The sequence below is a fragment of the Tychonema sp. LEGE 06208 genome (assembly GCF_015207505.1).
GTDB lineage: Bacteria > Cyanobacteriota > Cyanobacteriia > Cyanobacteriales > Microcoleaceae > Microcoleus.
This window is the reverse complement of sequence record NZ_JADEWT010000071.1, coordinates 1-22,024: the sequence shown is the minus strand read 5'-3', so window position 1 is coordinate 22,024 and position 22,024 is coordinate 1. Positions and strand designations below refer to the sequence as shown.

Below are 22,024 nucleotides of genomic sequence, written 5' to 3'. Positions count from 1 at the left end.
AATAACCAATAACTACTAACCAATAACTACTGACTACTGACTACTGACTACTGACTACTGACTTCCCAATTACCATTCCTTGCCAGAAATCGGCGGCAAGCGCAACCTAGGAAATCGATAAAAAGTATCTCCTTCATCATCCACCTCTAAAATCGCAGAAAAAATCTTCACTTGCCGGTTTAAATACTCCTGAGCAACTTCAGCCTCCACCCTAGCGCTGGCGGCCAACTGAATCAGCGACATCTGACTGTTTTGATTTTCCAATAACTGATAAAAAGCCTCATCCAACTGTCGCTTTTGCTTGCTTTCATTCAGATTATTGACAATCAACAAGCCCGCGAATCCGCCCAAACCAATTACCAATAAAAATTCTAAAATTGCCATAAAATCGATTGCATTGCGAGTTTGAATAACACTGAATAAAACTAAATGAAATAATGATGTTAATTCAACTTCTACTTATCTAATAAATTTTTGCAGCCTGCGGAGGCAGGCTTTGTTTTTGTAGAAGTGATGTGAACTACCAGACGCTGACCACTTAATTGGTACAGCGCCAGCTTCCTGATTCAACGGGGCGGGGCGTCCAACAAAACCGAAGTTTTACTCTTGTCCACTTACATCCCCTCCTCAGGCAGAAGCGCTAGTTCCTAACGCCAAAATCCGCAAGGCTTGATTCCTAATGTTGATGGCGGCGTTGACATCGCGATCGTGGTGATGACCACAATGCTGACAACTCCATGCTCTAATATCAAGAGTGAGATGATCGACGCGATTTAGGCATATATGGCAAGTCTTAGAGCTAGGAAACCATCTATCGATTTCGACATATCGTTTTCCTTCACTCTCGGACTTGTACTTAAGCATCGTACAGAACATACCCCAACCAACATCGCTAATAGCTTTGGCTAAATTATGATTCTTTACCATGCCTTTAATATTGAGATTTTCTACTGCAATAACTTGGTTTTCGTCAACTATCTTGCGGGATAGCTTGTGCAGAAAATCTTCGCGACACCGGGCTATTTTGGAGTGGACTTTTGCCACCGCCAGTTTTGCCTTTTTCCTGTTTTGACTGTTTTTAGTTTTGCTAGCAAGCTTTTGCTGCTTGCGTTTCAAGTTTCGTTGACCCTTGACAAAGTGTTTGGGATTGCCAAACTTAGAACCATCACTGGCGATCGCAAAATGAGTTAACCCTACATCGATGCCAATAGCTTGATCCGCTGGAACGAATTCAGGTTTTTCTTTCCCATCCGAGATCAAAACAGAAACAAAATGTTTACCGTCCCGGTTCCGAGACACGGTAACAGTCTTAATGTTTCCCTCAAAGTCACGATGTCGCCGACAGAAAACTAAACCAATCTTAGGTAGATGGATATAGTCACCGTCAAATTTAACATTTTGAGGATAACTAATCGACTGCCTACCGTGCTTGGCTTTGAATTTGGGCGGCATCGCCCTCTTGTCAAAGAAGTTTTTATAGGCAGTAGATAAATTGAGGGCAACCACCTGCAAACATTGAGAATAAGGCTCTTTTAACCATTCGTATTCTTTTTTAAGTGCAGGGAGTAAGCCTTGTATATACCCTCTAGTTAATCCCTTGCCAGTATTCTTGTAAGTTTCTTGACATAGATTTAAAGCGTAGTTCCAGAACCATCTCGCGCAGCCAAAAGACTTTGCGAGCAAGACTTCTTGTCCACCTGTGGGATAAATTCTGTACTTGTAGGCTTTATACATTTATCAAGATTGCCGAATACAGATAAAAACATCATAGCTCACAAAAACAAAATTGATTCGCGGTTGCTCAATTTATTTTCACCGCGAGTTTTCATCCTGGCGCTCACCTTCGGTAGAGCGCGGGACTTCCCATTCGCATTAGTTAAATCACCGTCTTAATTGATTATTGCAGCCCGCAGAAGCGGGCTTTGTTTGTGCGATCGCGTTGCTAGCGATTTAAATCGCCGTCTGTGTTTGCCTGTCGCTCAAACTTGAGGTTGAACTAAATTTTCCTTACCTTTAATCACCTTAGCAGATACAATCTTGTCTCCCTGCTTCAGTTGCTCCAAAACCTCTTTTCCTTCAGTCACGTAACCAAAAACAGCATATCTACCGTCCAACAGATTCAAACCAGCGGGCGTAAGTTCAGGTTCAAACAAGAAAAAGAAAAATTGAGAAGAACCGCTGTCGGGATCGGCTTCTTCCCTAGCCATCGCCACAGTACCGAAAGCCGAAAAAGGCAAAACCGGTTCGTCGCGATAGCGCCCCGCATCTTCTAGAGTAATCCCGTAAACAGGTTCTTTTTCGTCCCTAACGAGCACTTCTAGCGGAATATTCCGATATTTGCCAGTAGCTGGGTCAATAAAACCCACTTCCTTGCCTTCAGGGTCTCCCGTTTGCAAAACATAGGATTCTTCCGAGCGAATAAACGGCAAACCGTCATAAAAACCTCGATCGACCAAATCCACAAAATTACCAGCAGTCACCGGCGCGCTGTAACCGTCAACCACAAGAGTCATTTTTCCCTTTTGAGTTTCCACAGCCACAGTAGCGCGCCCTTTCAGTTGAGGCAGATTAGCATACTTTGCCGGTACTTCAAACGGAAACTCTGTCACCATCAACTCTTGGATTTCGCCTACCGAACCGAGGATTGTGGCTTTCAAATCAATCACTTTTTCCCTGTCTTTAGCCTCAACAGCCTTTTCCAGTTGGGCAACTCCCTCCTTGACTCGCACGACTAGCGCCTCAGCTTCCGGCTTTTGCGCCTCGGGAATACTCGCTAAAAGATCTGACTCCCGCAGGTTGAGAATCCTTGAAGCCTTGCTGACATCGCTGCTAATGGGCCCCCAACGCTTAGAACGTATGTGGTTGCCAATGTCTTCGAGACTGATTTGCAATTCTCGCACAGTCTGATTGTCAATCGGTAAAGCTAAGCGCAGCAGCGCCCGGCCGTCGGTAATCGCATTCCCCGCAGGCATACTGCTGGAGCGTTTGGCATGGGATACTTCACTGAAACTCAGGGAGAGTGAGAACAGCAGGAGTGCTAAAGCGACGGTTTTGACCAAGCGCTTGCACCTATCGATCGAGAAATTCTGCAAATGCAACATAACTTTAACTTTTATTGCCTCTTTTATCTTCCCACAGCGCTGCCCGCCTTCTAACCGTTACATCCGTTCCCAAACTTCGTTCCTGAGAGAGCTTTTTAGCTTTCGGTACAGAAGTTGCTCCCTTTCAACGGTAAAATAAAATGCCAATTGCTTTTTGATGCCGTCGGCTAGACTGCGGCTTTAAGCTGACACCGCTCAAAAACTGATACAATCCCCAGACTCCTGTCGTGGAGAGATCGAACATTTTAGACCGAGGTTCCTGCTTTGGTGACTCACTCAGCCACCAGTAAATCTCAAATCGAAAAATGGCAAATCTAAAATCGACTGACTGTAGTTCCCCCGTGCCCTCCGGCGACGGGATTGCCCGCAAAAATTTATTATATGATTTCCAGTAACGACTTCCGAACAGGTGTTTCAATTGAATGGAATAACGGCGTGTGGCGGGTTATCGAATTCCTCCACGTCAAGCCAGGAAAAGGCTCAGCTTTTGTGCGGACAAAATTAAAAAACGTCCAAACAGGAAGCGTAGTAGAACAAACTTTCCGGGCTGGCGAGACTATGCCTCAAGCCAATCTCGAAAAGAGCTCGATGCAGCATACCTATAAAGAAGGCGACCAGTTTGTCTTTATGGATATGGAAACTTACGAGGAAAGTCGCCTCAGTGCTAAGGAAATAGGCGATCGTGTCAAATATCTCACTGAAGGAATGGAAGTCAGCATCCTTCGCTGGAATGACCAAATCATGGAAGTGGATCTGCCCAACTCTGTCGTCTTGGAAGTGACGCAAACCGATCCCGGAGTCAAAGGAGATACTGCCACCGGTGGCAGCAAACCCGCCATCCTCTCCACCGGCGCTCAGATTATGGTGCCTCTATTTATTTCGATTGGAGAACGGATTCGGATTGATACTCGTGAAGACAAGTACCTCGGTCGAGAGTAGAAACGACGGAGGAAAAGGGAGTTTTGAGCTTGGGTTTTAGAGTTTTGAGTTAAACAGCTAAAAATTCCACACTGATCGCTCAAAGCTTAAAAACCATCCCTTTTATCTCCAAACTCGGTGAGTTTGCTAGCTTCGCCGGATTCCTAATTTTCAATTATCAATTCTCAATTACCCTTTAATTTGCTGTGGAATTAGACTTAAACCAGCTTTGCGAATTGCTAACTGTTTTAGACAAAACAGGCATTTCGGAACTGACGTTAAAAAGTGGGGAGCTTGAACTGACAGTACGCAAAGGCATTCTAGCCAGCGAACCAAGCACCGCTGCAGCGCTCCCTGCTGCTGCTGCTGCTGCGACAATCGCTCCGATCGCCTTGGGTGCTGCTAGCTCCACTGCGGCATCACCGGATGCTGTGGGCGAAAATTCAGGAGCGGCTCAGGCTCATCCCCCTGCTGCCGTTTCTGCTGCCGTTTCTCCTCCTGTCGATACCAAATGGGTGCCAATTATCTCGCCGATGGTAGGAACCTTTTATCGCGCTGCAGGCCCCGATGAGCCACCTTTTGTCAATGTGGGCGATCGGATCAAAGTCAGCCAGACAGTTTGTATTATCGAAGCGATGAAGCTGATGAACGAAATTGATGCTGATGAAGTGTCCGGTCAAGTGATGGAAATTTTAGTTCAAAATGCGGAACCTGTCGAATACGGTCAAGTTTTGATGCGAATTAATCCGGATTGAAAGATTACTTTATTGTTATGGAATAAATCCTAATATTTCCAAATCGCTTCTCTCCGGTGAGTTTGATGAAGTCATCCCAGCCTGTCCCGCAAGAGGTTGTGCAACAAGTTGCTGAGTATTTCAGCATCCTGAGCGAACCAATGCGTTTACGAATTTTGAACTTGCTTCGCGACGGCGAAAAATGCGTGCAAGAGTTGGTGGAAGCTACTCAAACGAGTCAAGCCAATGTTTCTAAGCACCTCAAACTTATGGTGCAAGCTGGTATCCTCACTCGCCGGAGCGAAGGGACTTCAGCTTATTATAAGGTGCAGGACGAGTTAATTTTTGAGCTGTGCAATATGGTGTGCGATCGGCTTGCTACCAGGATCGAAGAGCAAGCCCTGCACTTTAGGGCATTTAGCGTGACATCAAATACTAAAAATTAGTTTTTAGTTGTTAGTTGTTAGTTGTTAGTTGTTAGTCCTTAGTCCTTAGTCCTTAGTTGTTACAGCAATCCTTACAGGATTTGCAGGACTATTCCTTACCATGCTCTTCGAGAGCATGGCAGATGGTTCGGCTCTGCCGATTTTAACAGCGGAGGCTCTGCCTCGCTTACATGGGTTTCCAGGCTCTGGGAAAGCCACCAGTTAACGTCATTAGTCACAAGTGCGATCGCCCCCGAATAGCAAACGTCATTAGTCCCCAGCCATCAGTTATATCAAATCCAGTAACTGCGGAATTATACCTGACAAACGAGCGGGACACTTAGCTGCACGATCGCACTGCGCTCATAAAAATATTATTGTTTGGAAAATATAAAAATATCATCAGTTATCAGTTATCAGTTATCAATCCCTACTTTTTTCATTCCGATCGATGATCTTTGCAAGCGGGGACAGCACTAATGACTAATAACTAATGACTCCTAATTTTTAAAGAGGAAAATTTTTGTCAAAACTTTGGCGGGTACTCGGCTGAGCAACCTCCAAACCTTCGCCACCCAAAAGTTCTAAAGGCTTGCCATCCACCGAAATCCAAACCTTAGCATTCGGTTTTAAACTCGTAGCCGTATAGATAACTTGCCCTAACCTGCCAGTCATCGAAGTGCTGCCTCCGCCCGAAGTAAATTCGGCCGACAAATCGACATAAACTCCGTCATTCTTGACACTCAAACTGCGGAGTTTTGTCCCCTGGGGAATTTCGCTATAAACAGTTGCATCCTTGGGCCCAGCCAACAAACTGTTAAAAGCAGCTTCTAAAGCTGTATCAGGCTCGTCAGCAGGTTTGACAGCTACTTTGGTAGGAACTGCTTCAAATTTACCACCGGCCCCTTTAACCCAGTAAACTTGGACTGTTGGAGCACCAGCCTCCGGCAAAGGCTTTGGCTGTGGCGACTTGGAAACCAGAGCCTGCTGTGGCAGAGTCTGTGGAGTCTGAGCCTGCGGCACCTCAACAGGATTGGGAGGAGGTACGGGAATAATTACAGCAGGGGATTCTGCAGGAGTTGGGGACAGCGCCGGAGCGGTAGTCGGAGCGGAGGAGTGCGTCTCTGCGGAGTTTGGCGAACGGTTCGCCGTCCACAAGGCAATACCCCCTCCCGCTGCTAAAGCGAACCCGCAAACACCGGCAATGACTGCTGTGGAGATGCGGCTTACTTCTGGTCCATCTTTCATAATACAAATCCTCCGCACACTTTGAAAGTTTGATTTAGTAAAAAGCGATCGCCGTTGACCGCTTGCTTATAAACTACTTCATTTCATTGTAAAGTTCCCGGAAGACTAGATCCGCTAACTTTCGGCAACTGGCATTTCGAGCGTCTGCCAGCCGTCCGCCGCGCTTTTTGGTTCCGTCAGCCTCGAAGGCGCGGCCGATAAAGTATTCTCGCAGTTCTAGCTGCAATGCGGTGTAAGACTGTCCTTTTAGTTTCTGCGGCTCGATCCGGCAGTTTATATAAGTCCACAGAGTGCTGCGAGTGTTGGCGCACCCTGTCCACTTGCCGCCACCGCCACCGGCCCGCATTTGACCGCTCGACTTTTCAATTTTGCCGAGACCGCAAGCTTGGCGGAACCTGCGGAGCGCTCGCTTCTTGGGCAAGCACAGAAAATCTTCAAAGGGGAAGATTCGGGAGAGGATCCATCCGCGCTCTCGGTAGCCAAAACTGAAGCGGTCAAACACCCGATGATATCGATCGAAGTCGCTGTCAAAAAGCAGGTTGGTCAGCCTGAGTTCAATTTGTGCCTCGGTGTCGTGCAGATCGCAGACTGAAGAGGCAAATTGGCGCGTCATTTCGGAGATGTTTGCCCGATCGCACTTTTGCTCTTTTTCGTAGTGATTGTTAAACCGCGAGAGGATGCTTTTAGAGAGGAAGTCGCCGCGACCTGCGAGCCACGCCCAAAATGCCGGTGGTTTTCCGACATCGAGAGAGCCGTTCGCTCTCTGCGATTTGACCGTCGCGCGCGCTGGATATTCCCAGGCAAGGCGGCCTTTGATTGAGTTGATGAAGCTCGTTTGCTTGCGCGTCGTGGTTTTTAAGTCCAGCAGCGCGCGCCGCATCTGTTCAATTTTTGGATCGAGTTCTTTCACCCAAAAGCGGCGATCGTAAACATCGAGGTAGTGGCGGCGGTAAAGTTCGCACATCACCAGCGCGTCAAACGGATCGTCTTTATTGTCGGTTCCTCCCAAGCTGCGGCGAGTTGACTTGACCATACCTTGATCCGCCGTCAAGACAAAGATGCCGTTTTTTTTGAGATGCTTGCGCCAGTAGTAAGAGTAAGTTCCGGTTCCTTCCAGTATCGCCACAGCCGGTGAGTCTCCCACTTTTACGAGCAAGTTATCAAGTTCTGTGACCTCGTAAACTGCGTGAACTTTTTCAAATTCGGGCGATAAGTAAAAATCCCTCAATGCGATTTGCGGAAAATTCTCAAGCAAAACCACATCGACACGGTGTGCCGACACGTCAATTCCTATTACTTTAAACATCACTTCCTACCTAAAAACCTCTTACATAACCCACGAATCACCCAAGGGCATTACACCCATATCCGCACAGGGGCTTAGGAGATTTATCGCGCGGTGGGGTTGGAATCCACCGCGCGTTTGCGATTAATTGGTCGTTCCCACGAGAATTTTGGGACAGCATTTAACTGTCCACCTCCTTACTGAAGAACTAGAACTAATGCGAGGACGCAACCCTTACCCGCGACTCCCCTTTAAAACGGGAGTTTCGACTGTTAGGGCAAACAGTTCATCAGGCGGGATTTACCTTGTCAAAGCTTGATGCAGTTGAGGGATATTAACGCTATGTAAACGTACAAAGCTTCGGGCTTCTTAAATTCAGTAGTGAGTCCACTCTCGGTTCGGTAAGTCTTCAAGATGTCGTTAGCTATATTCACTGATTCCACTAAGCAGCGATCGTGATTTTTATGAACACCGAGATAGCCCTTTGCTCTTGCCTGCTCAATGATAAGAAGGGTCTCTCTCAACTTGCTTCGATCAAAAGCCTCGCCAAACATTCTCTCGCAGTCGGCGACGAGGCTTCTAACCAATTTGTTTTTATTGTTTGCGCTTGGATTCATGGTATTACTAAGGGTGAGAAGTAACTTTTGATAGGGCGAATTCTCGAAGGAGCGAATTCTCGAAGAAACTATTGAGGGTTCGACTCAATAGCTTCTGGTATCAGATTTTAGAGTTCGATGCTGAACTTTCAGTCGTGGGGAGACTCCCGCACTTGCTCGGTCAACTGATTGAGAACGCTGTCCAGTAGCTCCTGCGTGAGTTCCCCGTACTCGATCTCGACCACTTCTTTGACCTCGAACATTACTTGTTCCAAATCGCGTTCGAGAAGGTTGCTCAGTGTCCTAGTCGCCACTGCATGCGCAATAACAGTGGATACGATTATGCGTTTTTCTTGTAGGGGTAAGTCCGCTAAGCCGATCGCCCGCGCGGGCCCCTCGCCGTCACCGTCGGAAATAATTTGAATGCACTGCAAGTTCATTTCGCAACTGTCCAGACTGTCGGCGAGAGTTTCCGCGAGTTCGGAAAGCGCGCGGTAGTTGCCCTGAAACTTCAGAATCAGATTCGCTGTATTAAAATCAACTTCTGCGATTTCCGATTTCATTTCGTCAGTTATCGGCGGCATTTCTGAATGCCGATAGGTAAAAGTATTTGGTGGTTCCATTGTTGTTTTTAGTGGTAGGAAGCGATCGCCCGATCGGACGATCGCACTGGAAGCAAAGTGATGGGAATGTGAGATACGCTCAAATTACATCGCATCACCCCCTTCTGGAGGAGACAGACCGCTCGACTCCGCACCCGCAGGATTCAAGCTCCAAATATCGATCAGGTCATCGCTGCAGAAGGGAATGGCACCGTATTTACTGTGAGTTGGGGGGAAGAGCGGTTCTGGCACCACAGGTAGAGGTGGCGGGAATAAATCCGACAGGTACCAGTCGCCGGAAACTAGCAAGTCCCAGATGTGGCGCAGCTTCCTGAACTTGCGCTTGAGATGCCCCATGCTCAGGAACCAAGCACCTCCCTCGCCCTTAGAGAGGTTGAGAAGGGCCGCTTCAGCCAGCGCGAGAACTCGCTTAAAACTCGGCTTTTTAACCGGCGAGATGTCTTTGGCGTGTCGAATTGTCTGAGACTGCGATCGCACTTGTTCCAGCAATTCCTGATTCCGCATTCGCAGTCGGGCAATTTCTGCGAGCGCATCTGCCAGGTCGGGATTTTCTGTCGGCTCCTGGACTAGATCGACACCGGGGGAATTTTCTGTCGGCTCCTGGACTAGATCGACACCGGGGGAATTTTCTGTCGGCTCCTGGGCTAGATCAGCATCGAGGAATTTTTCCGCAGGTACGAACACTGCGGCTAATCCTTTTTCGCCAAGTTCTGCGTGCAGGTTCGTGCTTTCAAACGGTACGCCAAACTCGGATTCGTACCGTTGGACGGCCACAGCATAGTGCGCCCTAAACGCCCACTGCGCCCAAGTGTTCGGCTTCTCGCTTTGGCGCGCGGCATTACCGTCTGGTTCGGCTTCGGGGGAGATCGTCTGAGATACCGGAAAAGGCTGATCTACAAGTGCCGCAATCCAAGTCTCTCTATAAGCTTTGTTGCCAGCGGGCACGATGCCGAGTTCCTGGGCTATCCGCTTGAGTTCCGGCAGCAGGTGTTTGTCTAAAAGTTCGCGGGTGTACGTGTGCATGATTTAAAGGAAGGGGCGAGGGGTTCGCCCCGCATTGTTGGAGTATGCAATGCAATCTATGGGAGATTTAACGCAGAGATTTAGCTAAACCAAGTTCACGCGGCCGAGCCGAATTTCTTTGTTGTGTCTACCCACTAGCAGTTTAGTGCTAGTCCTGTTTTGTGTCAAGCACTAAACTGCTAGCACTTTAGTGCTACTATGAATAAAGCTGACGATGAAGAACGGAACGTACCAACCTTGAAAAGTCTTAGGGAAAGTGCAAACCTCACCCAGCCGGAACTTAGCCGCCGGATGGGGGTAGGAATTCGCATTATTGGTGACTGGGAACGGGGAGAGTCTATCCCCCGATTTGATCGAGCCATCCTTCTCGCGAAAGAGTTAGGGATACCCCTAAAAACTCTTGCTAGGTCTTTTGGTCTGAACGTAGAGAGCGTGCCAAATGATGAGTCTGTAAATTGACGATCGAACGTAAAAGGATCTCAAGTTTTGAGGCGGATGCGCGATCGGCAAAACTGACGCGCTTCTATAAATAATCGCTACACATGAATGCTTTCCCTATGGGAGGCAGATTTATGTGTAGCGATGCAATCAAGAAGGAGAGCGGTTTGATGCAGCAGCAGTTAAGTTTATTTAGCGCGCCCTCTGGCGGCGGAACTGTTCGAGCGGGCGATCGGGTGAAGCTGCGGCGCAAGGCCAACAGCGCCCCTGACTGGAAAAAAGGGGAAGTCGTTCTCGTTGATTCCGTCCATCCTGACGGTAGCGTCCGATTTTGGAGCGATCGGACAGAGGAATGGGCTTACCTTCACCCCGGCGACTTCGCCCTGACACCCGAACCTGTTACAGAATCAATTCCGCCCCCAGATGATTCTGTAACACCGGCACCTGTTACAGAATCAAATCCAGATGATTCTGTAACACCGGAACCTGTTACAGAATCAATTCCGCCCCTAAATGATTCTGTAACACCGGCACCTGTTACAGAATCAAATCCAGATGATTCTGTAACACCGGCACCTGTTACAGAATCAAATCCAGATGATTCTGTAACACCGGCACCTGTTACAGAATCAAATCCAGATGATTCTGTAACAAAAGCAATCTCTAGATATCGGCCAAAAGGTACGGCCCGAGGCGGCGAGTATTTCCGATTCTCTTACCGCAGCGGCAAAAAAGTGCGGCACATTCATGTCCCCGGTGGCAACACCGATTCGCCCATTAGCAACGCGCGCTGCGAAGAAATCAGGGAGGCGATCGCCCTAGGGATATCTCCAGAGGAAATCGCCGACTGTTTGCGCGATCGCTCTGCCATCATTTTATTTTGAGATATAGTGCACCCAGAACTGACCGTCTGGGATGCACAGCCTTTCAATTAATTTGTAGGAATAGTGAAGGGACTCGCCGCTAAAATCGGTTCGATACCCGCTAGGGAACCATTCGCCGTAAGGGTCATGCACAAAAAAGCCTTTCTCGTCAAACCCAATCAACACAATAATGTGGCCGAAAGACGTGAAATAGCCGTGAATCACGCAGGGGTTGCCAGCCTGAATGTGCCGACAGCAGCGGTCGATACTGCCTGCCGCCGTGAAGTCATCCTTAAGCCCATAATCTCGGACAACCTGAGCCAAGTCTTGCGGAGAGTGGCGGCTCAGATTCTGACTCTCCATATACTTATACAACTCATCTTCTAACTGGCCGCTTCCCTTGGGTTTTACCCCAAAAAAAGCCAAACACATAGCAATAGAAGTAACATTGCACGAACCAGTTGGATTCAAAACGTTATCCAACTGAGATTTAAAAGGAACGTCAATTTTCATTAATCTAAAGTCTAAAAACCTGTATCCTTTCCTTCAAAATTATTCAAAAAGACCTCTTCTATCTCTGAAGCAGTGCCTCTGATATGATACCCATGAGTTACGGATGCAAACTTTTCCAAATCATTGATGCGAGAACTCAATGCAACTGATAGACCCCTCAGAGAGTCTTGTCTCATTTGAATAAGCACAAGCCTGCGGAGGATTGCATTGTTGGCCCTCCAAATGCTAAAAGCCGCAATTATTATACTGAGAACGATCGAAATTGTTGCCAGGGATTCCATTTAAGGTAAATACCTATCTACTTGAACCTGGAAAGAATCTATCCAATATTTCGGATAAAACTTTAACTGATAACCTGCAAACTCAGAAAAAGAAATTAACTTAGATGCGTTTAGCGGTAAAAGTTTGGCTTCGCCTTCAAAGTCAAACCCCAAATGTGCCCCCAATACCTGCACGAGTTCGCCCGCCACCCGCCACGTCGTTCGAGCCGTCGGGCAACTGACACGAACCCGAAGCCTTTCCCAGCTAAAAGAGCCGGGGAGGTAAATCGGCTCGACCTGTTGGTAGCCGAGCGATTCTCGATAGTAGTCCTGGACGAACACAAATTCCCATGAAGACTCGTCGCCAACATCCATAAACTATCCGCTAGGCTTCGCTCTTCCCCTTGATTGATTTCAGAGGCTTGAGCTTTGTTGCTTCTGTCATCCCCGGATCGATCCAGACTTCTGTGCCCGATTCTAGAGTGAAATACTTAGGACGGCGGTTTGCATCCATCGCCGTATTGACCCAAAGCGCGATCGCCGCCGCCGAAAGAATTGTTGGCACCCGAATTGTCATTGTCTTTTTCTTTTTCGCAACATTTTTCGAGTTAACGGGTGGCGGATCTCCCCCTGTAGTTGGGAACTTAATTTTCTTCCCCGCCAAACTCTTGCCCTTCGAGCGATAAGAAACGCCGTTACCCTTATTATTATCCGATGCTGTACCCGTACCGGTGCCAGTACCCGGCTTGTATTTTGTCACCGCAACATCGGCCGTGGTGGCGATTGTCGGCTTCAGTCCGAAATAGTTGTAAAAGTCTTCTCTGACTTTAAATTCGAGATAGACGTTTGGCTCTACATACGCTTGAACGACGCGAGATTGAATACCTTTTTTGGCAGTCAATTCTTGAGTTATATCGGTTTGTTCCGCCTGAACTTGCGGTTTTGCCATTTATGTTCTCCTTGTTGTTGCAGAGCAACAATTGTTAATTACAGGAATACTTCGGAGGCGTTAGCAACCACACCCGAATCTCCGTAGCTGAGACTGGATGGGATGCTCAAGGAGACTGTGAACAATCCGGTCAATTCGTTCTGTGTGAACTGAGTGATAACAGTTCTGTTTTGGGGATTGGTCGCAGTTGTAGCTTGCAAGTCAGCTATCATTCTTAAGATTTCTAGCAAAGCATCTTCCACAGTTGTAGAAACAATACTGTTAGCAGCTAATTCTGTCATCGCTTTATTTGTAAATTGCTTCCTCAGTCTAACTCCTCAAGCCCTTCACTGACAAGGGTTGTGGCAAACTAATTTCACGAGCAAAACTTATAGAACCTTAAGGTTCTATAAGTTTGTTAAGTCTGATAGAATAAAGTAAGATTTAGTCCTAAAACAAGCAAAAAAAATGACCAATATCACGGCCGGCACCGGCGCAACGATTACAGCAACCACAATCGAGGGTCAATTTCTACAATTAATTGAATACTTTCAGGCTCTGGAATCGGCAGCAGGAAATACCACAAATTTTTTTGCAGGTACTTACGACAGCGACACGTTGACATTTACTGGAAATTTTCAAGTCCCTATTAAGTCTGGCGACTCATTGAGTTTAAATTTTGTCGGCGACCCGGACGCTGCGAGTTTTCCTAGCGGCACGTTTTCTGCTGGAACTACTGGAACCTTTACAGCACCCCTCGCTATTGATTATTTTATCCAAGTAGTAAATCGGCTGATATCAACGCAAAACGACTTAGCAAAAAATCCTACAAAACTTGAAAACATCAGTGCAACCCTCAATTTGAATCGAAAGCAGTTGTCGGGGAATTTCAGCGTGCCTTACACTAAGGCAGCAACCAGCACCGGGATCTCAATAAATGCTGCAACTTACCTCTTATAAGAAACTCATAAAAACCTAGATGGCTGATTATACTTTTCACTCGCTCGTTGAGCCGATCAAGAACAACAGCACCATCCAAACAATTTTGGACGTGGACGCGCTCGCCGCACCGGCTAAAGCCGCGCTAGCTGCTTATGTCTCATCGCTAGGTCTGCCATCAGCGGAAACTCAACACTTAACTTGGGAAAATGTCGGGGTTGCGGTTTTAGTCCGCAGTCTGGCACTGACTTATTACTTGCCCTCGCTGGGCACCCAGACACCGGCCGCCGATGTCAAGCGGACATCGACATTGCGCGACCGGGTGACGGAAATGCAGAAACTGCAATCTGCCTATCCTAAATGCCAGATGCTCATCTACGGGAAAACCTCGCCGTCGGACAATTGGATCTGGCTGAATACCGAAGTCATCCAAAATTCCGGCAACCAGGTTAATACTCTCAAACTTCTGCCCTACATTAACCAGATGGAGGACTTCGCACCCGGTCGCGGATGTGCGATCGGGATTCAGTTTATAGCAGACACCGCGACAAACGCGACGCTTCCCCAAACCGGCGACAGAATTACCGCGCAAGGTTCCGTGTTTGTTGACGTTAACCCGATCGCCGGCGACTCAAAAAAAAATGATGATGTAGGGCAATTGCGGCTAGAGCTTGCGACGCTCCAATTGGCACTGGATGGTCGGCTAACCAACTTGTCAGCAAGCTCATTGCTTGGTAGGACGTCAGGCACGGGAGTAGTGGAGCAAGTTCCGATGTCAACTTTTGCCACTCCCGCGCAAGTAAGCGCTGCGATCGCTTCTTTGCTGGGTGGGGCCACACAAGCGACGCTCGACACGATCGGCGAAATAGGAGCGGCGCTCGGTAACGATGCCAACTTTGCAGCAACCATTACGACTGCACTTGCTGGCAAAGCACCGTTAAACTCGCCTAGCTTTACAGGATTTATTGCGCTAGGTGACAACGTAGCAATCAAAAAAAAATTGATAACAGGAATTACTGCCGCAACACAAGGGGGGACAGTTTCAGTAGCACACGGCATAACAAGTACCAAAATTATTAATATCACCGGAGTTGTTTTTTACGCCACGAACAACACAGTAGCTCTGAATGGCAGACAAATTAATTATTCAACAATGATTGCCACAGATACAACCTATGTAAATGTCACGAATGAAAGCGCAAGCTCGGCAGAAATTTTGTCTAAGCCTTTTTTTGCCGTTATAGAGTACGTACAGTGACAGGTTTTAGGCAAAGTACAACGCAAAAATATTAGTTGTGTATGAAAGACTTTAGTACAAAAAGAACAAGACGCAGCTTGAATTATTTTTCAATTTCTTCTAAGGACATTATTGCAGGTTGCCGATTCCACAAAGTTTAAAAGTGATAGATTTTATTTCACTTTTACCTAAAACCCTAAAATCGTCCAATGAGTAAGATTAATTTCAACACAGAAAATCCGGAAATAGAAATCACCCGCGCCATCGGCAAAAAGAGCGAGGGAAAAATCACGCTCAACACAGAAGGTGGTTCAATCGAAATAGACCTCGGTTTTGCATCAGTCGGTGCGACAACCGACTACGGCGGCGCGATATCTGTCGGGCTATTGGGGCAAGAAATTACTTGGGGTCGCGAGGGCGGCACCATCCACATCGGAATCGGTGGCTTTGCGGTGGATGTGGAAGCGCGCGATTGTATCGTTACCGAGGTCAAGTCAATATTTGGAATAATTGTCGCCCAAAGAAGTTATCCCGATCCGGGATGCAAACCGCCGCCAGAAACTCCGGGAGATGAACCAATCAAGCAACCCGATCCTTCTGACTTTGAACCCATAATTCCCAAAGGGCTAGATACAGACGCTCTAGTCTATGTTCTTATAAAAGCTCAACGGTCGGGATACGGCTACAACTTATCTAATGCATACAAACAGAAAGACGGGCCTGTGAACCTTCGCAGTGACTTTAAGATAGAAAGCGAAATTACGGCAAGCGATATCCCTAAAATCGTCCCGATAAGAAGTCCGTCCTCTTTGCCTTTTAAGGTTTCGGGCAAACTAAAATTGCAGACTGTAGGCTACGAACGACCGAATGGGACGGGGCCTCAATACCCTTTTAGTCGAGTATTAAATGCAACGTTCGGGAACACCCCGCCTACCAGTGCCAACAATCTTTGGTATCAGCCAAACGTTACTTTTTTTGTACTTCGAGTGAGCGGATTGAATCGAGTCGAAGAAGATCGTTTTACTGTATCACCCCACACGACAATCCCAACTCTTCCATACGAACCTGTACCTGTAATTGCCTACGGGCCGGCCCGCCGGATCAGAGATTGGATCACCGGGTTCAACATAGCAGGTAAAGGAGTGCTCAAGAATTTCGACGATTGGCAATTTGTTTTCAACTATCAACAGTTAACTGTTGTCCAAATAATCCCCGTCGGAGAACAAGCGCCAAGCAAACCATTTTTACCAACAGGAAACAAGCCACCAATGAATAATTGCTGTGAAGAAGTTTTAGATATGCTCGAAGATATAAAAGAACCATATGCGGTTGACCGGATTTTAAAAGATAAATTCCCCATCTCGAACATTTTCATGGCCCCAGGATGCGACCCGGCAAGTCAAACTATTGCCAAGAATTTTTACGAAATTTTGCAATGCCTGTTCCGAACACTAGCACACGGCTTAATCTTTGAACCCAGCGTCAATATCAAAGATGCGGACGCGGCAAAAGCCGGCGACCAAGAATTCAAGGCAAAATACCTTAACGCCACGGGATGGGCTTCAGCAGTAGCAGAAGCCTTGCTCGAAGTCAAGGACGACGGCAATGTCAGCACAAATATGGACATCCGAAATGCGTTCGCGGTAACTCAAACCATGGTAGGTTTATCTGATGCAATCTACAGATTAAACGCACTTATTGACTCTATTGGAGTTGAAGTAATTCCCCGAATCGAGACAGTTGACACTCCTTACAATCTGCAAATTCAAATAGGAAAAGGTTTCGGTGAAGGGAACGAGCGACAAATAGACCTCAATCAAGACGAAGCAACCGAAAAATTGTTACCGGAACTGCTAAAAGTTAAGACGAACAAGATAAAAACTGTAGAGACTCACCCGCGCAGTCGCTCAATCAAGGACATACTGGAAAGCATCGAATCAAATTTACCCACTATCAACAATGGCTAAAAGTTCAACAATTACTCAAGGCGACATTAAAATCTATCTGGAGCGAGTCGTTCGCGACGATGTGCGGCAACTCCGCCGCGAAATGGCGATGGAACGGATTAATATTTTAAAAACTGTCGGAGTAGGAAGTTTAGACAATTATATTGAGGAATGGGAGACAGACTTTTCTGGCTCTACAACCTCCACTAAACCCCCAGAAGCTAAAAATAAAAAGCTCAAACGCATCACCAAAACCAAAAGGAATCCTAAATTATGAATCCACCGGCCGGCGTAACTGCCGAAAATTCTAGTCTTGCAATTTCCCTCGGCTTAAAACTTGGCAACTGGTTTCAAGGTATCGGCAGTCAAATTGGCGGCATTCTGTCGCGAGGTCTACTGAACGTAAAAAACTTACTCGGCAACATGGTCAATGGGGCAAAGGAGCTATTCTCGGCCATCGGCCGCGGCGACTGGAATATTTTCAAAAATTGGCTCAAAGAAGATCCGATCGCTGTGGCGGCCGGCGCTGTCGCCGTCATCTTAATCGGCGGTGTTGTTGTCGGTGCTGTTTCGGCTGGGGTGGCGGCTGTCGCCGCTGTTGTCGCGGGCGCGGGAACCATCGGGGGAATAACTCTCGCTGGCATCATGCCGGGATTAGTTCAGGGTGCTGTCTCTGCTGGGGAAGTCATTTACAATTTTGACTTCAACAAGAGCGATGACCAATTGCTTAAGGAGCTCAACCAAGGATTTATCAACTTTGCGGGTGTTGCCGGGGAGAGTTTAGGCCGCTCGCTTGCTAATTTCATCATTGGCGCTGACAAGCTTCCAAAGCTGAGAATAGACCGCAACGCAATGCGAACGTTATTTTTGGTTTTAGAAGACGAGTCGGACACTGGCGAGGAAATCTTACAAGAGCTCAGCACAATCGGCTGGGCCATTTTCAAACTCGCCAAACAAGCCTTGTTTTCGATTGGGTTCATGAACTTTAGGAAATGGGCAAAGCAAAACGTCAAAACTGGCATTCCATGGGTTGACAAAGCTATTGCTAGCTGGGGAACTGGTAAACCGTTAATTATCAGCGAGAAGGTCAACGAGTTCTACCAATCTGTTGAAAAAGACAATGCCGCGTTAGGCAATTTTCTAGAAAATTTTGGGGAAGGTTTTGGAGAGGGAACCAAAGAGGCTGTTATCCGCCGTTTTGTCGCTTATAGCTAGATACGGGAGCATTTAATATGACAAGTGAACGAACACAAGCAAAAGCTGCCAGAATTTTAGCTAAAAGTGATATTACTTTCACTCGCATTGACGGTGAGTCGAGCAACAAACCGTCCGATCAATCCCATTTTGATGTTTATGAATTGACGCTCGACAAAGAAGATGATCCTATTAAAATCGTGATTTCTGGCAGTCAGCCGTTTATCGCGCTGCAAGCGAGCCTTCTGCCGGCAATTCAGCAACTCATCCGCGCCGAGCTTTCCCGCGCTGACTTAGCTCAAATCGTGGGACATCCCTACGGTGACTATGTGGAACAGCACGTCGCCCCCGTTTCGGTACAGATCCATTGGAGGCTTTCAGGCAAGCGGCCCTACGAACCTGTCAAGTTAACTAAGAAGCTCGGCGACAAACCGCCGCCGAGACCTTTCCTCACAATCCCAAATATCCACCGCAGTAAATGCACGTGGGAGAATATTTTGGCAGCAGCGGGGGGCGAAAACGGTTACACATACGGGGGGCATTATGCGGTCGCATTGATGGGCGACAAAACAACCGATGCAAAAATCGGCAAAGGTGGCCAGATGAAAGCCTATGCCAATTCAAAAGGAGCGGCAACTGAGTTAGTAGAGCGCGCTGCCGATTTGAGCAAATCTCGGATTTTGCGACTGGTGCATGGCGAAGAAGTGCGATCGACCAAACCGAAGATAAGAGTATTTCCTGCGTGGTTCTTAATCTTCAACTCTCGGCTGGCACAGAAAAACCGCGAGCTCAATATCAGAACTGACACCGGTCAGAAAATCCAGCTCGGTTACAAACCGACGGATGTTAGGGAAGTTGTCAGCAAGTGTTTGGAGAAGAGCTAGTGCTGAAAGGCGATCGCACTTTACGACAACCAACCGTCACCCATGGGCAGGCAATTTTCAGGCTCGCTCTTAAGTTTGCAGTCTTCCAGTAGTGGCGACGGCGGATGATTCGCATAATGTTTGGCAGCAGCCGGCCACCACTTCCAGGCAATAGCGAATCCACAGCTAAGAATTGTGCGATCGACTATCAGACTGTCAGCAGTGCGATGCCATGGCAGCGGTACAGCAGCAGCCCATCCGTACCGCGCGTAAAGATGAGTTTTCCCCGGTGGAACTTCGACTGGAGACCCGTCAACAAACGGCAAGGATTCTGCGACACGGAACCCGTCGCGGTTTTGGATAACTTCTACCTTTCTGGCGATGCCTTTAAAATAGGTCGCCGAAATTTTAAGGGGTAGTCGTCGCGCTTGTAATTGTTCCGAATAATACCAGCCAAACACCCAACCGCGATCGGTGAAGAACGAACCGGGCGTGAAGTGATTTTCTAGCCATCCCGCAAGCATTCCAAATTCTGCCAAAACTGATTGAATTGTTTCGCGCGCATTGGACTCTGTAACACTGTTAACGAGTTTTTCTATTTCAACCTTTGCGCGGTTCGCTTCGCTGGGAAAAGTTGTACTTAGATATTCTCTAACCGCTTGCCGAAACGTTCTCTTAAATGGCGTTGATCCCATATTCTCATTTTCTCCCGTGCATCCCATCGCTGCCTGTTGCTAGTTTCCAAGTCAATACTAAATTTTGCTAGATCGAGCGCAATTAATGGTGTGGAACCGCCCCACAATTTCCCGCCTCTTTGGGGGTATTCTTCAACAACTAGCGCTATATATTTATAGGTTTTGGCAGCTTCTCTCGTATCGCGGTAAGCGAAACCGTTGATTGAGTAAAAAAAACCGTCAATTATTTTCCCTTCCCATTCAGTTTTCCACAACCGGATAGAGTATTCCTTGTAAAGCATTATTGTCTAGCACCTTACTAGCATTCCAACTAGCACTCCAATGACAAGCAATAGGCAGTAAAAAATTCGATCGGACTTGTTACAGGATAGAACCCGCCAATAAACGTACTCTATAACAGCTTGTCGCGGTTTCATTTTTCCCATAACGTTTTAAACCTCGCGGGGTCTAACGCGGTGTATCGGACGGTATGCTCGATCGACCTGTGCCCCAAATACTCTTGAATCAGCCGGGTGTCGTTACCCTGTGCCGTCAAAGCATAGCCGCAACTGTGTCGCAACATATGATGATGGAAGGGGATTTCAAGTTTCGCGATCGCACAAACCGCCGCTAAAGCTTTTGTCACGCCGTCGCGAGTCAGTACCAACCCCGTCCGGCTGGTGAAAATCCAAGGGCTTTTGGTCGGTTGGCGTGATCGCAGTTTCAAGCAATAGCGGCACTCATCAGCGGCCATCGGATGTACTCCTGAGTTGCTACCTTTAAGCCGCTTGATGTGGATGCGGGCTTCTTCCAGTTCGACTTGATCCCACTTTAAACCGATTAATTCACTAATCCTAAGACCGTGGCGATAACTTAGTAGTATAATTAAGTAGTTACGAGTAGCCAAGAAAGTGTCTTTATTCGCCTTTGTAGCAGTTAGCAGGCGTGTTATCTCGGATTCTAGTAAATACTCCCTGTCTCTCCGAGAAGCGTTAGTCGGTCTACCCATTCTACAATTTGCCATAAAAACCGTGTCAATTCTAGCTCTCTAAAGCCTTGTAAATGCGTTAATTCTAGCACTCTCGCTCTGCATAACACACATTTTGTATAGTCTAAGTTGTGAGAGTGTGGCGAGAGTGTAGGAAGTGCTGGAACTGTTGGAATCGCGGGATCAGAAGCTCCTAGCGCTTGCAGGGTAAAGAGTCGAGAGTCGAGAGTTCGGAGTGTTTTGGGCGATCGCTCCGAAGCGGGCTCAAGAAAAGCGAACTCAGCAAGTAGAATTAGCACTCGCGTTCGTACTTGCCCTGACTGTAGCCTTCTATATAAGATTTTTCATTGATTGCCGGCGGACTGCCATCATATCCCGCTTGCATTCCAAGTCCCTCCATCCAGCCCTGCATATAAGCAATATTGGCGGGGTATTCTGGAAATTTGAGATCGGTTGCATCCGAGAAACCTTCGTGCCAGTCGTCATAATTCAAGTCGGGCTTTTTGTCGGGGTGAATCTTCCAAGAACTTTGCATAGGTAGGCAGTGGGGACTCCTTACAGATAGAGTGCTTCGGACGGTGAGGAGCGACTCCCGATCGGCTACATTTGTCTGTGGTTAGATTCTGGAATTGACACAATTGCATTGCTGCTAGCGAACTCTTTACGGCAAGTCTCACATATCCTGAATCCGACTATTGGAACCCTAGACCATTATATGAGGTTTCGCGCGTGGAGTATGTCACAGTATGTCGATCGGCCTAGTCGCCGCTATATTCTATAGTAGTCGTAAAAAATTCCAGCATGAAAGAAAGTCGGGCAACGATCGCGCAAGCCCGATTTAACGGATTCAACGGATAGAAGAGACCTCTTCCATAAATAGTTCGATCTGTTAACCGCAGAGTTCAACCAAAAGACAAAGATAAACGCAAATAATTCACTAATTGAAAGCGAATGAGTGCAAAACGTCTAAGCAAGAATGAGGTCAAAAAAAATATTTTTTCCCAAACAAAAAGCGCCCCTATTTCTAGGAGCGCTTTTTGTTAATCTCAGACTAAAACTTAGCCGTTGATAGAAGGAGCAACCATTGCTACAGGAGTTGTATCAGCAGCAGCCAAGTCAAGCGGGAAGTTGTGAGCGTTGCGCTCGTGCATTACTTCCATACCCAAGTTAGCGCGGTTGATCACATCAGCCCAGGTATTGATACCACGACCTTGAGAGTCGATAATCG

25 protein-coding genes and 2 pseudogenes are annotated in these 22,024 nt (G+C 47.3%); 11 read left to right on the top strand and 16 right to left on the bottom strand.

Annotated elements, in window-relative coordinates:
* Positions 1-69: 69 nt before the first annotated feature.
* From IQ263_RS18465 to IQ263_RS18455, 3 genes are all read right to left on the bottom strand, one after another.
* On the bottom strand, positions 70-384 hold the full coding sequence (locus IQ263_RS18465; protein ID WP_194069063.1) for a hypothetical protein: 315 nt from the start codon (positions 382-384) through the stop codon (positions 70-72).
* A gap of 243 nt (positions 385-627) precedes the next feature.
* On the bottom strand, positions 628-1,734 hold the full coding sequence (locus IQ263_RS18460; protein ID WP_228050164.1) for an RNA-guided endonuclease InsQ/TnpB family protein: 1,107 nt from the start codon (positions 1,732-1,734) through the stop codon (positions 628-630).
* Positions 1,735-1,979: 245 nt separating this feature from the next.
* Positions 1,980-3,101 (bottom strand): peptidylprolyl isomerase, encoded by a 1,122-nt coding sequence (locus IQ263_RS18455; RefSeq protein ID WP_194069061.1) that lies wholly within the window; start codon positions 3,099-3,101, stop codon positions 1,980-1,982.
* Positions 3,102-3,482: 381 nt separating this feature from the next.
* On the opposite strand from IQ263_RS18455, the gene efp reads away from it, so the two are divergent.
* The 3 genes from efp to IQ263_RS18440 all read left to right on the top strand — a co-directional run bounded on the left by efp (position 3,483) and on the right by IQ263_RS18440 (position 5,199).
* Positions 3,483-4,040: an elongation factor P gene (efp, locus tag IQ263_RS18450; protein WP_194011576.1), complete on the top strand. Its 558-nt coding sequence runs from the start codon at positions 3,483-3,485 to the stop codon at positions 4,038-4,040.
* A 185-nt stretch (positions 4,041-4,225) separates the two neighbouring features.
* On the top strand, positions 4,226-4,774 hold the full coding sequence (accB, locus tag IQ263_RS18445; RefSeq protein ID WP_194069058.1) for an acetyl-CoA carboxylase biotin carboxyl carrier protein: 549 nt from the start codon (positions 4,226-4,228) through the stop codon (positions 4,772-4,774).
* Positions 4,775-4,839: 65 nt separating this feature from the next.
* Positions 4,840-5,199: an ArsR/SmtB family transcription factor gene (locus IQ263_RS18440; protein WP_194069056.1), complete on the top strand. Its 360-nt coding sequence runs from the start codon at positions 4,840-4,842 to the stop codon at positions 5,197-5,199.
* A 486-nt stretch (positions 5,200-5,685) separates the two neighbouring features.
* Here the strand turns inward: IQ263_RS18440 and IQ263_RS18435 are convergent, their stop codons facing one another.
* The 4 genes from IQ263_RS18435 to IQ263_RS18420 form a co-directional block, all read right to left on the bottom strand.
* Complete coding sequence (locus tag IQ263_RS18435; protein ID WP_194069054.1) at positions 5,686-6,426, bottom strand: GerMN domain-containing protein; 741 nt, start codon at positions 6,424-6,426, stop codon at positions 5,686-5,688.
* A gap of 73 nt (positions 6,427-6,499) precedes the next feature.
* The gene (locus IQ263_RS18430) at positions 6,500-7,732 is read right to left on the bottom strand and encodes an IS110 family transposase (protein ID WP_194069052.1); all 1,233 of its coding nucleotides are present in this window, start codon (positions 7,730-7,732) and stop codon (positions 6,500-6,502) included.
* 724 nt (positions 7,733-8,456) lie between these two features.
* The gene (locus IQ263_RS18425; protein ID WP_194069050.1) at positions 8,457-8,930 is read right to left on the bottom strand and encodes a hypothetical protein; all 474 of its coding nucleotides are present in this window, start codon (positions 8,928-8,930) and stop codon (positions 8,457-8,459) included.
* A gap of 84 nt (positions 8,931-9,014) precedes the next feature.
* Complete coding sequence (locus tag IQ263_RS18420) at positions 9,015-9,953, bottom strand: hypothetical protein (protein WP_194069044.1); 939 nt, start codon at positions 9,951-9,953, stop codon at positions 9,015-9,017.
* Positions 9,954-10,151: 198 nt separating this feature from the next.
* Between IQ263_RS18420 and IQ263_RS18415 the strand changes: the two genes are divergently transcribed.
* Positions 10,152-10,412, top strand: a complete 261-nt coding sequence (locus IQ263_RS18415) for a helix-turn-helix domain-containing protein (protein WP_194069042.1) — start codon at positions 10,152-10,154, stop codon at positions 10,410-10,412.
* A 113-nt stretch (positions 10,413-10,525) separates the two neighbouring features.
* Positions 10,526-11,275 (top strand): hypothetical protein, encoded by a 750-nt coding sequence (locus IQ263_RS18410; protein ID WP_194069040.1) that lies wholly within the window; start codon positions 10,526-10,528, stop codon positions 11,273-11,275.
* Here the strand turns inward: IQ263_RS18410 and IQ263_RS18405 are convergent.
* The 4 genes and pseudogenes from IQ263_RS18405 to IQ263_RS18390 all read right to left on the bottom strand — a co-directional run.
* A pseudogene (locus IQ263_RS18405) lies at positions 11,267-11,767 on the bottom strand (C39 family peptidase); the annotation flags it as partial. The gene IQ263_RS18410 and the pseudogene IQ263_RS18405 overlap by 9 nt on opposite strands.
* Before the next feature lie 281 nt (positions 11,768-12,048).
* On the bottom strand, positions 12,049-12,402 hold the full coding sequence (locus IQ263_RS18400) for a hypothetical protein (protein WP_194069036.1): 354 nt from the start codon (positions 12,400-12,402) through the stop codon (positions 12,049-12,051).
* 10 nt (positions 12,403-12,412) lie between these two features.
* The gene (locus IQ263_RS18395) at positions 12,413-12,976 is read right to left on the bottom strand and encodes a hypothetical protein (protein WP_194069035.1); all 564 of its coding nucleotides are present in this window, start codon (positions 12,974-12,976) and stop codon (positions 12,413-12,415) included.
* 38 nt (positions 12,977-13,014) lie between these two features.
* Positions 13,015-13,257, bottom strand: coding sequence for a hypothetical protein (locus tag IQ263_RS18390; RefSeq protein ID WP_194069033.1), 243 nt, complete (start codon positions 13,255-13,257; stop codon positions 13,015-13,017).
* Positions 13,258-13,423: 166 nt separating this feature from the next.
* On the opposite strand from IQ263_RS18390, the gene IQ263_RS18385 reads away from it, so the two are divergent.
* The 6 genes from IQ263_RS18385 (at position 13,424) to IQ263_RS18360 (ending at position 19,155) form a co-directional block, all read left to right on the top strand.
* Positions 13,424-13,915 carry a hypothetical protein gene (locus tag IQ263_RS18385; protein ID WP_194069030.1) on the top strand — a complete coding sequence of 164 codons (492 nt, stop codon included), beginning with the start codon at positions 13,424-13,426 and terminating at the stop codon, positions 13,913-13,915.
* Positions 13,916-13,934: 19 nt separating this feature from the next.
* The gene (locus tag IQ263_RS18380; protein ID WP_194069028.1) at positions 13,935-15,152 is read left to right on the top strand and encodes a hypothetical protein; all 1,218 of its coding nucleotides are present in this window, start codon (positions 13,935-13,937) and stop codon (positions 15,150-15,152) included.
* A 188-nt stretch (positions 15,153-15,340) separates the two neighbouring features.
* Positions 15,341-17,098, top strand: a complete 1,758-nt coding sequence (locus tag IQ263_RS18375) for a hypothetical protein (RefSeq protein ID WP_194069026.1) — start codon at positions 15,341-15,343, stop codon at positions 17,096-17,098.
* Entirely contained in the window at positions 17,091-17,354 is a 264-nt protein-coding gene (locus tag IQ263_RS18370) for a hypothetical protein (protein WP_194069024.1), read from the top strand. The genes IQ263_RS18375 and IQ263_RS18370 overlap by 8 nt, the downstream gene beginning before the upstream one ends.
* Positions 17,351-18,292 carry a hypothetical protein gene (locus IQ263_RS18365; RefSeq protein WP_194069022.1) on the top strand — a complete coding sequence of 314 codons (942 nt, stop codon included), beginning with the start codon at positions 17,351-17,353 and terminating at the stop codon, positions 18,290-18,292. Before IQ263_RS18370 ends, IQ263_RS18365 begins: the two co-directional genes overlap by 4 nt.
* A 17-nt stretch (positions 18,293-18,309) precedes the next feature.
* On the top strand, positions 18,310-19,155 hold the full coding sequence (locus tag IQ263_RS18360; protein WP_194069020.1) for a hypothetical protein: 846 nt from the start codon (positions 18,310-18,312) through the stop codon (positions 19,153-19,155).
* A 20-nt stretch (positions 19,156-19,175) separates the two neighbouring features.
* Here the strand turns inward: IQ263_RS18360 and IQ263_RS18355 are convergent, their stop codons facing one another.
* The 5 genes and pseudogenes from IQ263_RS18355 to IQ263_RS18335 all read right to left on the bottom strand — a co-directional run.
* On the bottom strand, positions 19,176-19,829 hold the full coding sequence (locus IQ263_RS18355; RefSeq protein WP_194069017.1) for a hypothetical protein: 654 nt from the start codon (positions 19,827-19,829) through the stop codon (positions 19,176-19,178).
* Positions 19,775-20,110 carry a hypothetical protein gene (locus IQ263_RS18350; protein WP_194069015.1) on the bottom strand — a complete coding sequence of 112 codons (336 nt, stop codon included), beginning with the start codon at positions 20,108-20,110 and terminating at the stop codon, positions 19,775-19,777. The genes IQ263_RS18355 and IQ263_RS18350 overlap by 55 nt, the downstream gene beginning before the upstream one ends.
* Before the next feature lie 131 nt (positions 20,111-20,241).
* Positions 20,242-20,832, bottom strand: coding sequence for a tyrosine-type recombinase/integrase (locus IQ263_RS18345; protein WP_194069013.1), 591 nt, complete (start codon positions 20,830-20,832; stop codon positions 20,242-20,244).
* Between the two features lie 256 nt (positions 20,833-21,088).
* On the bottom strand, positions 21,089-21,331 hold the full coding sequence (locus tag IQ263_RS18340; protein WP_194069011.1) for a hypothetical protein: 243 nt from the start codon (positions 21,329-21,331) through the stop codon (positions 21,089-21,091).
* Positions 21,332-21,854: 523 nt separating this feature from the next.
* Positions 21,855-22,024 (bottom strand): annotated as a pseudogene (locus IQ263_RS18335) (photosystem II q(b) protein); the annotation flags it as partial.